The sequence below is a fragment of the Aliikangiella maris genome (assembly GCF_040719265.1).
In the GTDB taxonomy this organism is placed as follows: Bacteria; Pseudomonadota; Gammaproteobacteria; order Enterobacterales; family Kangiellaceae; genus Aliikangiella; species Aliikangiella maris.
This window is the reverse complement of sequence record NZ_JBFDAH010000027.1, coordinates 7,133-24,642: the sequence shown is the minus strand read 5'-3', so window position 1 is coordinate 24,642 and position 17,510 is coordinate 7,133. Positions and strand designations below refer to the sequence as shown.

Sequence of the window (17,510 nt, the reverse complement as noted above, 5' to 3'; positions counted from 1 at the left end):
TGGGAATTATCGTCTTCGTTGTATTTGTTGAATTTGTGAACGGGTGTTCCTTGAGCAAGAAGCGCCATTAAGGTCGGCTTAAAATATTCAATAGCGCTGATGATTGATTGATTCAATGCGCCCTTTGGCGCGTAACACACCAGCTCGTCATTGTTGACTGACAGTTTAATAGATTTTTGACTTAGCTGAGCTAACAGCTCGGTGAGAGTTTGCATTTAAAAAGTCAGCTTTTGATAGTCTTTAAGTTGAGTTTCATCATCGCAAATCAGTTGCGCTAATAATTCCTTGGTATCGAGATTTTTCTCCAATGCGCTTTGCTTTTCTTGAGCATTCTGTTTTTCTTCAGCCGTTTGTTTATATTCAACCCTTTCGTTTTCAGCGACATGCGGTTTATCTGAACTTTCTTGATTGTTGCTGACTTTCTCATTGCTTGAAACATTCGACGCAGACTGATTACTCACTTCTTCGCGCTTAGCAATTTGAGTAATCTGCGTTGCTATCTGCGGCTGCTCACTTGCCAGATATTGTGCAAAGGCTTCAATCGTTGTTTGCTCAAATAAAATACTCGGTTGTAAATCGAGAGAAAATGTTTGATTTAACTTTTGAATCAAATTAGCCAATCCTAACGAGGAAACGCCTAATTCTAAATAATTGAGATTGTTTGCGATCTGATGATAAGACCGATTAATTAAACGTGCAATTTGTTGTGTTAGCCAATAGGCAATGATTTGTTGTTGATTCCACTGTTGATTAAACGGTTCAGTAATCGCAGCGTCTGTCGGCTGTTTAAATGGCTGCTGTGAAACAGCTTGTAAATCCGTTTTTGAAATCTGTTGTGAATCGGCTTGCTCAATCCGCATGGATTGCTTATCGGTTTGTGTTGTTGTTTTACCTACCCAATATGAATTTTCGGTGAAAGCATAACCCGGCAAAGCAAGTTTGTTAGCCTTGTAATTAAATAAACCTTGATAGTCAGCTGGATGACCCCGTACAAAAATATCAGCCAAAGCGATTAAATTTTCAAAATATTCATCAAAACCGATCGCTTCACCTTGAACAAATTGTGATTGCTGAACCTGACACTGATGTAAACAATAGCTGGCAAATTTAGCGAGTGATTTTTGCAGGTTAAGCGGCGCATTTTCCGTGCAGCCATAACACAATCGTTCATTACTCTGTGCATTGAGCCAACCGCTAAGCAACTCGATTAGCTGATGATGGTCGGTCACCACACAAGCGATACGATGAGTAAAGTGAGCACGTCCGTTAAACAAGGTGTAACTTAAATCTGCCAGTGCACACTGCTGCTGTAAAGCCTCGGGCGACAGCGAGTTAACTTGTTCATCGAGTTTGTTAACCAACTGTTTAACTTGTCGTTGTAATGATGGCAGCGACTGTGCCGATAAGACTATCCAATATGCAGGCAGTTGTACCGCAGTCACTTGAGTAGCTGGCGCTTGTTCAACAACCAGATGGGCGTTTGTCCCGCTAAATCCAAATGAACTAATAGCTGCGCGCCGTAAATTCTGTTCATTTGCAGGCCATTTGGTTAGCTGGGTATTTAAATAGAAAGAACTGTTACTAAAATTAATCGATGGATTGGCATGACGGAAATGTAAATTAGCCGGCATTTGCTGATGCTTAATTGATAATAGCACTTTAATTAATCCAACAACGCCCGAAGCCGGTCCGGTGTGTCCCAGATTGCTTTTCACGGTTCCCAGCGCACAATATTGTTTTTGTGTTGAAGCTTTTGCAAACACTCGTTGCAGCGCGCTAAATTCGATAGCATCACCCAACAAGGTTCCGGTGCCATGTGTTTCAATATACTGAATAGTAGCGGGGTTTATATTAAAACGCTGATAGACTTCATTTTCTAACAGCTCTTGTGCACGAGCATTGGGAGCAACGAGCCCATTTGAATTGCCATCTTGATTAATTCCGCTGGCGGCGATTATGCCATGAATCAAATCGTTATCTTGCTGAGCTTGAGCAAGCGGCTTTAAAATGACGGCTCCAACCCCTTCTCCCGGCACGAATCCGTCTGCCTGCTCATCAAACGAACGACACGCCCCGCTAAGCGATAGCATACCTGCGCGATTGGCCACATGATAAAATCCGGTTGTTGCATGTAGACTGACACCACCGGCTATCGCCATTTTAATTTCCTGAGTCCATAAAGCCTGACACGCTAAATGGATGGCAACCAATGAACTCGAGCAAGCAGTATCGACCGCTATCGCTGGACCATGTAAATCAAGATAATAAGCAACCCGCGCAGGTATTACCGAACTGGAATTTCCCCAGAAGGCATGTGCAGGCGGCTGCTGGTCAAATAGCTGACTGTAGTTTGAACCGGTCGCCCCAACATACACTCCACAGCTATTTTTATAAGGGTTTTGTTCACCAACGTATCCTGCATTTTCTAATGCTCGCCAAGCTTCTTGAATAAATAAGCGTTGTTGGGGATCCATATAAGTTGCTTCTTCTTCACCGATACGGAAGAAAGCTGCATCGAATAAATCAATCCCGCGAATAAAGCTACCTTGTGCACAGTAGTCAATTTTAGATTGCACACCTTCATTAAGGGAATCAATATTTTTTCTCTCGATTGATGCCGCAATACAATCTTGCGCATCCCAACGAGTAACCGATGTAACCAGATTTTTACCCTGACTGATATTTTGCCAAAAGCTGTCAACATCATCAGATTCAGCGACACGACAACTCATTCCTATCACCGCAATAGCTTGTTGCACAACCGCTTGTTGTGCCGCTTGTTGTGCCGCAGATTGATAGTTTTTGGGACGATCAACAGCAATAGACTGTGGATGAATTTGTGCGCCCGAACTTTGCAGACGATTTGCTATGTAAATATCGGAAGAATTGTCTTGTTGATGTGTTTCGTTTAACGATAGTTGTAATAAGTCAGATTGAAATTCACTGCTGGTTTTTGCTGAAACCTCAACCGAAAAATTCGCTGATGAGTTTTGTGGACCCGTTTCATCACCTGGCGCTTTAATACTATCCCCCCAGTTTGTTTGAATATATTGGCTTAGCTGTGCCACATTGCTATATTCAAATAGACTGGTTGTCTCCAGTTCGATCGCTAAGGCTTCACTAATTGAACGTACCAGATCAACCCCGATGATAGAGTCAACACCTACATCAGCAAATGATATTTCATCTTTGATGAGGTCAGGAGACAATTTCAGTGCGGTAGATAATTTATCGATAATAGTCTGGCGAATATAATCAGATGATTGCCGTTGAGTTGGCTTACTCGCAGACGGCTGGGAAGTTGATTTTTCCGTTCGTTCATTTGATTTTGCTGACTGCATTTGAGCATTCGACATTTGACCGCTTGCTTTAGCACTTTCTTGTTCACCTGATTTTAATTTTTTGTTTGCCAATGCGTCAGTCAGATAGCTTTGCCATTCATCAATAATAAAGTTAATCAATTTTTCAAGAGTATTGTACTCAAACAGACTGGCAGTTTTTAACTCGATAGTCAGCGCATCTTTAATACCTTTTATAATATTAACGCCAATAATTGAATTTACGCCATATTGCATAAACGGCTTATCATGCTGAATGAGATTAACATCAATTTTTAATGCATTAATCATTTCATCCACAACCACTTGCGTAACATATGATTTCAATATTTCTGGAGAAACCTGATTACTCACCGGCTGTAATACTTGATTTTGCCAATCTATTTTTTGTAAAACTTCACCATTGCTATTGGCTATAATAATTTGCTGTCCTAACTGATGTGCAAATTGAGCAGGAAAGGCAATCTGCTCAAAACCTAGCTGGTGTAAGACCTTTTGCCATTGCGCTGCGGCTAAACCGGGTGAACCAGCCAAACGTAATTCAGCATCATCGTAAAGCCACCAGCCATCGAGCAAGCCAAAGGTTAAGTGCCCAAATAAGGACCACTCACTCACCTCATTAATTAAAATCATGCCATCAGTTTTTAAGGCGGCTTTTGCATTTTTTAAGGTTTGTCTGATATCTTGCGTTGCATGCAATACGTTTGTTGCGATAACAAAATCAAAGGCGCCTATTGTAATCCCTTGTGGTTGAAGCGGTTTACTGACATCAAAAATTGCAGTCGTTAACGGTGCAAAATCGGGTTTAAATTGTGACTCAGCAAGCATTAAAAAAGCTTTGGATAAGTCAGTATAACAATACTCGCTGATTTGCGTAATTTCTTTTAATAAGGGCAGTAATTTAGTCGTAGTGCCGCCAGTTCCGGCACCAATTTCGAGGATGCGAATTTTGGCATCAGGATTTTGTTTAACCAACAGTCTTATCCGGGTAATCAACTGTTCGGCTAACACTTCATTAAATAAATCCGCCACTGGATTATTTCGATAAATACCTTCGACCAGTTGCATGGATGATTGTGGAAACATGACATCGGTGGCCACTTGCTTACCCTGTAAAATATCAGGTAATGCCTGTAAACATGCCTGTAATAAATTTAATTGCGCAAGACGACTGGCGTTAGCTTGTTGTGTTTTCCGGTAGTCTTCCCATGCTTGCCAGATTGATTCAAGCGCACGAGGTTGTCGAATCAATTGTAGTGAATTATCAATCCAGTTTTGTTGCTGTAAGAATTCTAGTGTTGCTAACCACCACGGAACATAATCAGCTTGTGTCACACATTGCCGACAGGCGGCTGATGATTGTGCCGCTTGTAACTTGTGCCAGTCGCTGGTTTGAATTACCGACGCCACTAGTAATTCTTCTAGCAACTGATTCAATGGGCCATTATCGAACTGCGCGGCTATCGATTGCGTCGTTTGTATAAAGTCTTGTTGTTTTTTCTTTGCCTGCGCAAGCTCTTCAGTCAATCCAGTCTCTTCAATGAGATCAGTATCTTCAATAATTTTAGTATTGTCGGGAACTTCACTGATACGAATGGTTGGATGGATAGCCTTAGGGCTTTCAGGTAAGTATTGTAGCGTTTCATCACCGCAAATTTCTGTTGTTGCTTCGGTGGTTAAAGTTTTCATAACAGCTAACTGATGATTTGGAGAGTTCATCAAGTAGTCAAGTACTTGCATTCCTTCACTCGGCTCGATTGAACCAATACCCATTTGCGCCATCACCTGTTGGTAAGATTCATCAGCAACGACACCAACATTTCCCCAAAATCCCCAGTTAATCACTTTAACCGGATAATTAACCTGTTGCTGCAATTTGGCCGCCAGTTGATCTTTAAAAGTACAGCCAGCCGCATAGTTGGATTGTCTTGGGGTTTTAAAGAAAGCAATAATTGAAGAAAAGAACAACATGAAATCGAGATCGAGCGTTGCAAAGGCTTCAACCATATTGACACTGATATCAACTTTAGCGGCCAGACTTAATCTAAAACCAGCTTCATCTAGTTCATTAAGAGCCTTGTCATGTAACACAAGTGCCGAATGTACGACTCCATGTATTTGCGAGAACTGCTGTAATACTGTTTGTTTAACTGCCGACAATGACTCACTTTGTAACGCATCAACCTGATAGTAAACCGGCGCAGGACCAAACGCTTTTAATCGGTCAATTTTATGCTGGATCTCAGCAGACAGTTCACGTCGACCTAACCAGATTATCTGTGCCTGATAGTTTTCTATCATATGTTTTGACCAGACTTCACCAAGCCCTCCAGCACCACCAATGACAAGATAAACACCATTTTGACGATAACTGACAGGCTGCTGAGGTAATGCGAAAGTCTTCACCAGTTTTTGTTCAAACCATTGTGCTTGCCGATAAAATAAAATATTACCTTGTTTATCAAATGGGACGGATAAGCAGTGCTCAGCTGAGACGGCGTCAAGCGACTCGATATCTAATAATCTAAAGTTCCAATGAGGTAGCTCCTTTGCAATACTACCAATAAAGCCAATAATACTGGCATGTGCTGCCTGAACTTTTTCATCGGTAAAAACCGGCTGGGTTTTGCTTAATATCAAAGTGAAATCAAATGATGTTGAACATTGTGTCAACATAGCTTTAATTAAATGAAATAGTGCAATAACACCACATTCTTGCTGTTGAATTATTTCGCTATTGGGTTCATCACAATTTTGATTTACCGGTAATACATCTGGCGCAATCCACACCATTGATTTAACTGCTGAATACTGAGCAAGCTGCATTACGGTTTGGCTAATCGTGTTGGCAGAAAACTCTACCGATGTCACTTGAATTTGACTTGCCATCAACCAGTCGAGTTGATGCTGATCATCCCCCAACAAAATAACTTCAGACTGCGCCAAACTCGAATCAGAACTTAGTGCCCGTGATGTTTTAGAATGCCATAACTTTTTAGCATGCCAAACTGGGATCAACTGATTCAGCCCTGGTTGAATAGCGCCACCATTCGACGGAATATTTGCAGTCGATAGATTGGTCGAATCAGACAAGTTTGCTGTAACCGATTGACTCAGTGAACGAGATTTATCACTAACTTGATAGGGCTTTGCCATAAAGTTATGCATTTTTACTAAAATGCGGCCTTGCGAATCGAGGATATGAAAATTCAGTTTTAGCAGATTATTATCATTATTATTCTGATCGATTGCCCAGGTTGCATAAGCAAAGCAATGACTGGTTAGCGGGTGATAAATTTGCACATCGCCAACGGTAAACGGCACGCCCAGTGGTATATCATTTTTACTGGCTTCTAATAAGCCCATAATGGTCGAATGGAATGTGCCATCCATCAATGCCGGATGCAGTAAATACGGTTGCGCCTCATCCAACAGATGTTGTGGTAAACGCAATTCCGCCAATGCTTCGTGTTCATTAGCAAACAGGTTTTGAGCAACCTGAAATCCACGCCCCAGCTTTAATCCTAGTGACAGTAAATATTGATAAAGCGCTTCACCATCGAATATTTTTTGCTGACAACGTTGCTGAATCTCTAGCAATGGCAGTGTCGTTTGCGTTAACGCATCATTCACCAAACAAGCAATACCAGAACAATGTACAACCTCTTCACCTTGTTGCATAGATTTGGCAACAAACTCAATTTCATTTTGATTTGGTAATAGCGCTATTTGCAGTTCTTTCGGTTCATTTTCAATAATAAATGGACGCATCCAAACAACTTTTCGCAATCGTTTAACCGGATGCTGTGCTGCCATCGATACGGCAGCTCGAGCCAACTCCAGATAGGCAACACCGGGCAATACTTTATCTTGTCCGGCTTGATGGTCGTCTAAAAAGAATTCTTCACCATTTAAACGCGAAGCATATTTTTGTTCTTGCAAGGTTGAAACATTACGATGCACCAGTGGGTGTAATTGAGTTTCGCTAACACCGACTTTCTTTTGAGCTGTTGCGGTATTGCCTATTGGTAACCAGTAGGATTCTTGAGCAAACGGATAAGTTGGTAAAGATAGTCGCATTGGCCTTTCACTATCATAAAATGCCTCCCAGGAAACCTGATTGCCTGCGACCCAATAAGCGCCGATTTTTTCGAGTTCTCTACTCGCCCAAAATGTATTTAAGTCAGTAGGATTAATCTTTTCTAAATCATGCTGTTTAGCAAGCTCGCTATAAACCAACTCATATTTAACAGAGTCTTTAGTGATGATATCGGCTTGTTCACCATGAATAATATATTCATTCAGTTGTTTTAGTAACTGTTCAATGCTGTCACTAACAACAGCAAGACGACAAGCCATTGCATCGCGACCAACTTGCAAATTAAATGCTATCTGGTTTAATGATGGCTGCGATGAATCAATTTCATTTGCGGTAAGTAATTCACTTAAATAATTGCGTATCAGCTTGACATAATCTTGTAAACGATTTTCATCTCTTGCCGATAAAACGACCAACTTTGGCTGCTGCTCATGAATTATATTTTGGTCGTTGGTCTTGGCAACGGGTTGTAGATACTCTTGTAAAACGACGTGTGCATTGGCACCACCAAACCCAAAAGAGCTAACACCTGCAATTCGTGGAAGCGCCTGACCATTTGCATCTTTCGCTGCCACCCAGGGTTGGGTTTTATCAACAATAAAGAAAGGACTACCCTTTAAATCAATATACGGATTGATTTCTTCAAAATGCAGTGATGCAGGTAAAGTTTTATATTTAATTGCTAACAGAACCTTCAAAATTCCGGCAATTCCTGCGGCGGTTTCTAAATGTCCGATATTGGTTTTCACCGAACCTAGCGCACAATGGACCTTTGCTGGTAGCGGCAGTTGATTAAGTTTGTATAATTCATTAAAGGTTTTTTTGAGTGCCTGAATTTCAATCGGATCACCAAGACTGGTTCCGGTACCATGACATTCAATATAACCAATCGTTGAAGGATCGATGCCTGCCTTTTGATAGGCTTCGACTAAAAGTTGCGATTGAGCATTAGGGTTAGGCGCAGTTAAAGCGTTTGCTCGCCCGCCATGATTTTCAGCCGTCGCTCGCACCAGTGCGTATATGTGATTGCCATCTTTCTGCGCACGCGATAAGGGTTTTAGGAAAACTGCGCCAACCCCTTCTCCTCGAACGTATCCATTGGCTCTTTTATCAAAGGTTTTACATTTTCCATCATTACTTAACATGCCAGCTTTGCCGAAAGTAATAAAGCCAGATGGTGACGACATTACTTGTACACCACCAACAATTGCCATTTCACTACTGCGGCAATGAATCGATTCTAACGCTCGATGCATGGCAACCAGTGAGCTGGAACAAGCGGTATCTAACGGCGCGCTTGGCCCGCTGATATTCAGTAAATAAGAAACCCTATTCACTAAAACCGAATGAGAGTTTCCGGTAGAAGTATAAGCTTCAATACCGATATTATGCATTGACATTAAATCGACATAATCGTTAGTCGCAACGCCAACAAATAATCCCGTTCGAGTACCAGAAATATCAGAAATTTTGTGTCCCGAATCCTCAATCGCTGCCCACACATGCTGAATGAATAAGCGTTGTTGTGGATCCATCAATTCAGCTTCACGAGGCGATATACCAAAAAACAAAGGATCAAATTGATTCACTTGTTTCATAAATCCTCCCCATTTGGAGTTAGATTTATTTTCTTCGGTAATCGGGTCGCCGTAATAATCTTCCCAGTTCCAGCGCTCTTGTGGAATAACGGTTACCATATTTATGGCATTTTTTAAGTTATCCCAAAATTCGGCCAGATTTTCAGATTGAGGCATCGCCCCACTCATACCAACGATTGCAACTGGCTCATGATTAAATCGGTGTTTAGCAAACTCATCAAGGCTGGTTACATTTTTTTGTTGCGAGTTATTTCCAAGACTATGCTCATTATTAATACCATTTACCACGGATGTATTTTGGCCAGTCTGTTTCTCAATCGCAATGGCATCAGGGTCCCAGGATTTTAATTGGGTAAATAGGTTCTGCTGACTATCTAGTGGAGCAGAATTCATTACATCATTATCGGATGCTTGTAAGGAAGCAGTTGCCCCTTGTTCTTGAGCAGTGGTTGCATGATGATTGTCGCTTAAATTCTCATTGGTATTAACTGGCGTCAATGTTTCGCCGTAGTATGCCGTGATCACTTCACTGTGTTCACTTGCGAGATTCTGTGCAACTTCAATCAAAGACGGATATTCAAAAAACAGTACCGGCGTAATATCTAATTCGTACTTGTCATTAATCAGATTAGCAAAAGTTGTTAGGCCTATCGAGTCAAATCCAAGGTCGAGTAAAATTTTATCTGGTGAAATATCTGCCACTTCAATCTTTAAAAAATCCATGACAATCATACTAAGTTCGTCATAGACCCTTTTTGCCAGTTCGCTTTCATTTGCAGTTGCGGAATTTATTTCACGGGCATTTTGACTGACAGTATGTGGACTGTCAGCATTTGGATTATCAGTATTTTTAATCTCCACCTGGTCGACATTAGCTGCACTGGAAACATCGGCGGGTGATTTAGCGGTTAGATCACCAGGGATTTGCGCTATGCCTTCATCTGACTTATCTTGTGTATATGGCTTAGTCGATGACTGGTTAATTCCCCAGGCGGCTTCTACTTTATGCTGAATTCCCTCAACAACGGCTATTTGATTTGCGGTTGATTGAGCTAATGCTAACTCGAGTGCTTGTAACCCGGTGTTATCAGCCAATGGTAAAATACCGAGGTTTTTCTTAAAGAATAATGCTGTTTGTTCATCTAGCTGCATCCCGCCGTTTTGCCAGATAGACCAGTTAAAGGTTAAACTTTTACCCGAACGTTTACCTTGTTCTACCAGAATATTGCGCTGATGCATAAAGGCATCCATAAAAGCATTGGCATAGGAATAATCAGCTTGTCCAGCATTACCACCAATTGCAGCCAAAGAAGAAAAGGTTACAAAAAAGTCGAGCTTTTCTTGTTGCGTTAATTCATCTAACAGAACAGTTCCTAACACCTTGGGGGCGAAGACATCCTGCATTTCTTGGCGAGTTTTATTTCTTAAAAAGGCATCTCGAATGACTCCAGCACTATGAATAATACCATTTAGCTGCCCGAATTTTTCTTTGATAATATCAAGCAAACTTTGAATCTGTTTAACGCAACTAACATCTACCGCTTGATAAATAACATTGCCGCCTAACTTGTTGAGTTCATCAAGTTGTTTTTGTTTTTTATTGTCAAGCGCTGAACGCCCGGTAAGTATCAAGTTTGCCTGATATTTTTCAGCCAGGTAACGCGCATAAATCAAACCTAACCCACCGAGCCCACCAGTGATTAAATATGTCGCACAATGGCGCAGCCCCATATGTTGTGATTCGGGAGAGGCCTGCTGTTTGGCAATATCCTCTAGCGGTAGATTAACAATTATTTGACGCTGACGCGTATGATTCCAATAGTCAATTAATTGTGCTTTATTAAAGTCGGTTAACAATTCCTGATAAAGGACGGCACAACTTTCCGCCACTGAATGCGTTGCTGGCAATGACAACACATGACAAACCAGCTTGCTGTGCTCTAGTTGCAAGGTTTTTGCAAAACCATTAATCGCATAGTTCACCGACAGATTGATTGCCTGCAAAGGATTTTCAGACGACTCACTTTCAGGTTGAAAGCAGTAAAGCAACTTCACTTTGTTTTTTAGTTTTTGTTCAGCCAGACTTTGTGTTAATGCAAGCAATGGAAAAACACTGTGCGTATAAGCACTTTGCAACAAGTCAGTAATTGGCAAGGATTGTTGTACACTGACAGTAAGTGAGCAACCCAGGATGACAACATTTTCAATAACAATTTGCTGTCTCTCAAACTCAGCAAGCAATTGAACAAAATCAGCTCTATTTTGATTATCGATACAATATTCATTAGCCGAAAGTTGTTGGAACCGCTCTCCTGCAGAAACCAGAATTAATTGATTATTTGGAAATTGTTGTTCCATTTCCTCGGCGATTAAACCGCTTGATAATGCAGAGCTGGACAAACCACCTTTATCTGAATTGTCTTTAGAAAAATCAAATAGAATAATTTTTCCAACAAGTTGTTCCATTTCGAGCAACTTATTATTCTCAGAAGTAGTCTCCCATTGTGGCTGATAATAGAGACGTTGAAAGCTTTCATCATTATTTATTGATATCTTTTGATTCGCTTTTACATCGTTTTTATCCGCATGAACTTCATTAAGCGGAATACCAATAGACTCAGTAATTTTAACCAGTACTCGGCCATTTTCATCAACGATCAATACGTTTGCTTTAGAGAGCTTTGATTTGGCGTGACTGTCCTCTTTCGCCTGTGACACATAGCTGTAGCAATTTTCAGTAAGAGGATGAATAACTTCGACCGATTTGATTGAATAAGGTACAAACATTTCACCTTGAGCTTCGCTCAATTTAGCGGCCATCCCTACCTGAAAAGCACCATCAACTAAAGACGGATGTAACATAAACTCATCGAAATCTCTTTTTCGGTGTTCGGGAATAGCTAGGCGACCAAGAATTTCGTTCTCATTTTTATAGACTTCCTGTACCACTTGAAAGCTTGGTCCAAGTCCTAATCCAAGAGTTTGAAATAACGGATAAGAATGAGCTCCATCCGTTACTTTTTGGCTACGCTGAATAATGGCATTTAAATCGATATTCTCTGGTATTTCAGGTGCTTCCTCTAAACCGAGAAAACTGAGTTTTCCTTGCGAATAAAGTTGTTTTCTTCCATTCTCTGATTCGCTATAGACTTCAAATTGAACACTCTGACCAGAAGGCTTTAATTCGACTCTGGCTTTTGTCGGTTGATGATTAACAACCGTTAATGGACTCACCCACAAAATATTTTGAATCGCTTTAACACATCTTCCAGTAGCCATCTCTCCAGCTTTTCGAGCCAGCTCTAGATAGGCAACACCCGGTAGAGTCGGAATTTCAGATACCAGATGGTCGAAAATAAAAAACTCTTGCTCGGTAAAGGTTTTACTAAAAATTTGTTGTTGGAAAGTTGACTCATTTTGGTCAATCAATGGATGCAGGCCGGCGACTTTAGCCGTTTGCTTTTCGTTAAGATTTTTTAGACTATTTACCCAGTGGCGTTTGTCTTCGAATGGATATGTGGGCAACGAAGTGCGATAACCTGTCGGTTCTTCAATCAGTTCATCCCATTGATTAATTAATCCATCAGTCCAGGTTTTGGCTAATTGTTCGGGGTCACGTCTTTGTTTCAGGATTTGAATAAACTGCTGCCGCTCAGTTCGACTCAGTAATTTGGTAAAACTGATGGCGCTATCTTTTTGCCCGAGAATAATTCGCGCGTGTTTTTCATCATTGACATAACATTGCAATAACGACAGTAATTCTGACTGCGTTTGTGCAATGATAGCAATACGCTGCTCAAAAGATTTACGACCAAATTGTAAAGTAAATGCGACATCTTGTATTGCTGCGCTATCTGCTGACTCGGACTGCTGCAAAAAGTTAAGTAAATTTTTTGCCATTTGTTTTAACTGCGGCAACTTTCGTGCAGATAAAGGAAATATTAACAGCCCTTCTACTAGATCACTTTGTGAACGATTTGATGAATGAGCTTCAATAATGACATGCGCATTTGCCCCTCCCGCGCCAAAAGAACTAATACCAGCCCTTAAGGGATAACGTTGACCATTAATTGAGGAAGCTTCCCATGGCTGATTATGTTGAACAACAAAAAATGGAGAATTGGCAAAATCGATATGTTCATTAAGCGTTGCTGAATGCAGCGAAGGCACTAACTGGCGATGTTTCATTTGCAGTAACACTTTGCACACACTAACCACACCAGCAGCAGCTTCAAGATGACCGATATTACTTTTGATAGAACCAATAGCGCAGCTTTGCGCCTTAACCTGATACGGATTAAATGCTTCACATAATCCAGAAATTTCAATCGGGTCGCCAAGCTCAGTGCCTGTACCATGAGCTTCAATGTAGCCTATAGTCCGCGCATCACATGCTGCGCGCTGTAGTGCCTGCTGTACCAGAGCGGCCTGAGACTTTGGACTCGGAACCGTATAGCCGCTGGTTTTGCCGCCATGATTAACGGTTACACCACGAATAATACCATAGATATTGTCACGATCGTTTTTAGCCTGACTTAACGGTTTGATGTAAATTGCACCAACCCCTTCACTGGCAACATAACCATTGGCTCCGTCACCAAAACTACGACATAACCCATCTTTAGATAATGCTCCACCGGCGGAATTGATATCAATTTTACTTTGATGCAGATCCAGATTTACACCACCAACAATTGCGCCCGAGCATTCCTGTTGCGCAAGTGATTCACAAGCAAAATATAGTGCCGTTAAACTCGATGAACAGGCTGTATCAAGCGTTATGCTGGGACCACACAGATTCATCCAATACGAAACCCGATTCGCTATACTCCAAAAGAAGGAGTTAGGGTTAACCTCGTTACCCAGCGTTTTTTCTTCTGTTCCTAAAATTTGATACATGGCCCAAACTGCACCAACAAATACACCAATATTACGAGGTTTATTTTCAGCTGCTAGTATTTCTGGATAATAACCCGCATCCTCCAGTGCTTCCCAAGCCACCTCAAGAAACAGTCGCTCTTGTGGGTCGAGCATTTCAGCTTCGCGTGGAGAAATATTAAAAAACAGAGAATCAAATTTATCAATATCGTCAATAAAACCACCGCGATATTTTTTTGAAAACTGATTTGCCTGACGTATTGCAAATCTTGTGTCGGGTATTTCTTCAATACAATCTTTACCTGCTACCAGATTTTGCCATAGAGCATTAACATTATTCGCTTTTGGAAAACGTCCCGCCATACCAACAATGGCAATATCTAATCGTTTATCGGACTGAGCATTAGAATGAGTCGCTATATCATGTTGTACAGATAATGCGTCACCTTTAACCGGAATGTCATTTTGAGCTGATGGGTTTGATTGTTGAACGTCACTTATTGGTTCAGCATTAATATTATAAACCAATTGACCCTCATCAGGAGAAGGTGTTTGGCGCTCAACATCAGGATTATCTAAAATCGGCGATTGATAAGCCGCATCGCTAATTAGTGGACTGGATAAAGCATAAATGTTTTCAACATCACCATTCGCAGCCGTTTGTTTGGTTTGTAAAATAAGATCAGGAATTTGATTAATTCCATTAAATGCAGTAACGATAAGCTTGGCCATTTGCATAACGGTCTCTGCAGACAGTCCCACCGGCACCGCTAGACGCACTAATTCATTTAATGAAGTTCGCTTTTGCATACCCACATTATGCTCGGTTGCACGAATTCCGGTTGTCGCATATAGCCAAGCAATCATTGATGCCGCAGGTTGCTTTAACAATCGAAAATGGCTTATTTTTTTACAATCAATTAAAACACAGTGACCACCAGCAGGAGACACTACAGGAATTTGATGAGCATTGAGTTGCTGCCATAATGTAGCAACATTTTTCATGCGCAGCTTTACACGCTTGACTATCGACTGTTGTAGCGTTAACGCCAGTGTCACTTGACGTTTTTCAATCACATTTAAGCCTACCCCTAATCGTTGACTGTTAGTTTGCAATCGATGAAACAACTGCTGATCTCTAACAGCAACGACACCACCTTTATTAATACAAAAATCTTTTGCCAGGCTGATGGTAATAATATCGGCATATTGACAAATCTGATGAATGGTATGCCAAATATCATTGGGTGTATTTTCTGCTTGTTGTTGAGTATTAATAAATAGTGCATTTTCGACAATACGGGTGATATCAAGCGCCAAGGGAATACTAGACTGTGTCAAAAGCAGTTTAATTTTTTCGAGATGGGAAATTTCAACAGGATAACCACCAGCAGCATTATTTGAAACTTCAATACATACCAATGCAATTGATTGGTTATCGGCCAGCGCTTGCTGAAGTTTTTCAAGATCTATGCCGCCTCGAAACAGTGTTTGTTCTTGTTTTTCTCCCGAAAGATTAAACACTTGCTCATCAGGCATTTCCAGCGGTGTATAACCACTTTCAATTTGGTAGTAAAGCTGGGTTGGAAATAATATATTTTGTAAGATACAACCTTTTCTATCGAGTGAAGCATATAGCAATGCTTCAGCTGAACGACCTGATTCGGTCAGGATGGCATGAGGAAAACCAAAACACTGATTAATTACAGCATTAAAGTCTGCGTGTTGTTGTAAGCCTGTATTTAAAAATGTCAGATGCTGTTCTATCGCAGGTAAATTTAACTGCGCCCATGAATCTGTTTTTACGTCTATACGAATACTTTCTGATGGGATTAAAAGCGGATTAAAGTAATGTGATTGTAAATTTTTCCAATAACTCGATTCCACACCACGAATTACTGCGGGTGACTGGCGATTAATATTTAAGCTTTGTGATTGGTTGTCTGTTAATAGCTCTTCTGTTAATAGCTCTTCTGTTAATAGCTCGTCAGGTATTCGATTATCAGTTAACTGTCTGTCTAGTGATGAATTATCGGAAAAGCTTTTCTGTTCGGCATTATTCTCAGCTTTATTAATTTGCGGTTTAATCCCTGATTTTTGCTTGATGGTATAACTTGTTTCATCTGATGTTTGCATTTTAGCCGGATCGGCAATCATCATAACAATATCAATTAAACTATCAGCGGTATCACTCCCCTTCTCATGACATAAATAAATAATATCGTTTACTGGCCTAAATTTATTTTTAAACTGAAGATTCCCTTCATCACTAAATATTTCTTTTTCCCTTAAGTTATCCAATAGTTGATCTACTTGACTATCAGCATTAGCTGACTCAGCAAGTTTAGGACCAAATGTTGCACCGAGGCTTAAGGTCTGACAGCCTTCACTAACTAGCGTCTCAATTATTTTTACAATCGCATATTCTAGTCCCCCCAATGGCATTTGCTTGGGATAGAACTCAAGATCCATCAAGTAATTATCATTATTTTGAGAGGCAGCGGTAATTAATATGACATTTTGTAACGTCTGATTAACTTTAGTTATAAACACACGATGTTCTTTATCAAGTTGCCCCGCCAAAATGTCCTCTCTTGCCTTATAAACCAGCGGATTAACCATCGATCTTTCTTCACACCAGCAATCAATAACATCAACTATTTGCTGGTCGGTTTGTACGTTGCTGCCAACTTGATATTCATTGGTTTCACATCGTCCGGCTTTTTCAAACTTAGATACCAGATACCGCAAGCGCCGCATCTTGCTCCCTTTCAGTGAAAAACTTTGTAAGTTGACCACTCGTTGAATCGCGCCAAATGGAGTTGCACTAAATTCAAGTTCACCAACCTTTTGTAAGCGCTGATCAATCAGAAAATTCAATTGAAACTGGTTTTGTTTACAATGAGTAATAATTTCCTGAGCGACTTCTGAAAAATATTCGGGTTTACCTGTATAGGAATACACCAAAATAATATTATTTGAACGCGAATAATTTAAGTACCCAAGCTTTTGACTGCCAATAAATAAGTTAGGTGCAATATTTCGAGTCCCCCTCGATACAGACGATTCATTCTTATATTGTTGGTATAAAGAATAAATAAGCGGCGATAACTTGTCATCGTTCAAGGCTATTTGATACGAGGTGATAATTGGAGAAGAAACGGGATATGAAGAAGACACAGGCGTAGATTTATCTCGCACCTTTTCTGTTTTGGCTAGCAATGATTTCTCGACAGTTTGCTCGGTTTGTTCACATTCACTTGTTTCAAGTTGGCTATCTACTCGGTTATTTTCATCGTGATTGACCAATATTAGGCTTTCGTGGTTAACCACGTCACGTAATCTATCCCGATGCTTATTAGCAAAGTAATTGGCCAAATCACTAATGTTAAAATTTTCAAAAAGCAACGTCTTAGGTAAGCGGCCAAAGTCATCTTCTAATTTTTTAACGACTTTTAATACATAGAATGAGTCAATTCCAAGTTCGGCAAATGGCATCGCCGAATCGAAATCAGCTTCAAGTGAATCGGATACGCTTGCTATCTGAGACTTTAAATAAAGCTCAGCTTTTTCGACTAAAACATCATGCTCGATCAT

The 17,510-nt window shown here is 40.6% G+C and carries 2 protein-coding genes (1 of these 2 cut by a window edge); both read right to left on the bottom strand.

All coding sequences use genetic code 11. The features are described 5' to 3' along the window. Positions 1–215, bottom strand: partial view of an amino acid adenylation domain-containing protein gene (locus tag ABVT42_RS18545; protein WP_353897372.1) — the beginning only. Its footprint begins 5,425 nt before the window's first position; only the first 215 of its 5,640 coding nucleotides appear in the window; it begins with the start codon at positions 213–215; its stop codon lies off the left edge, out of view. Beyond that, positions 216–17,510, bottom strand: a complete 17,295-nt coding sequence (locus ABVT42_RS18540) for an SDR family NAD(P)-dependent oxidoreductase (protein WP_353897373.1) — start codon at positions 17,508–17,510, stop codon at positions 216–218. It abuts the gene before it with no gap.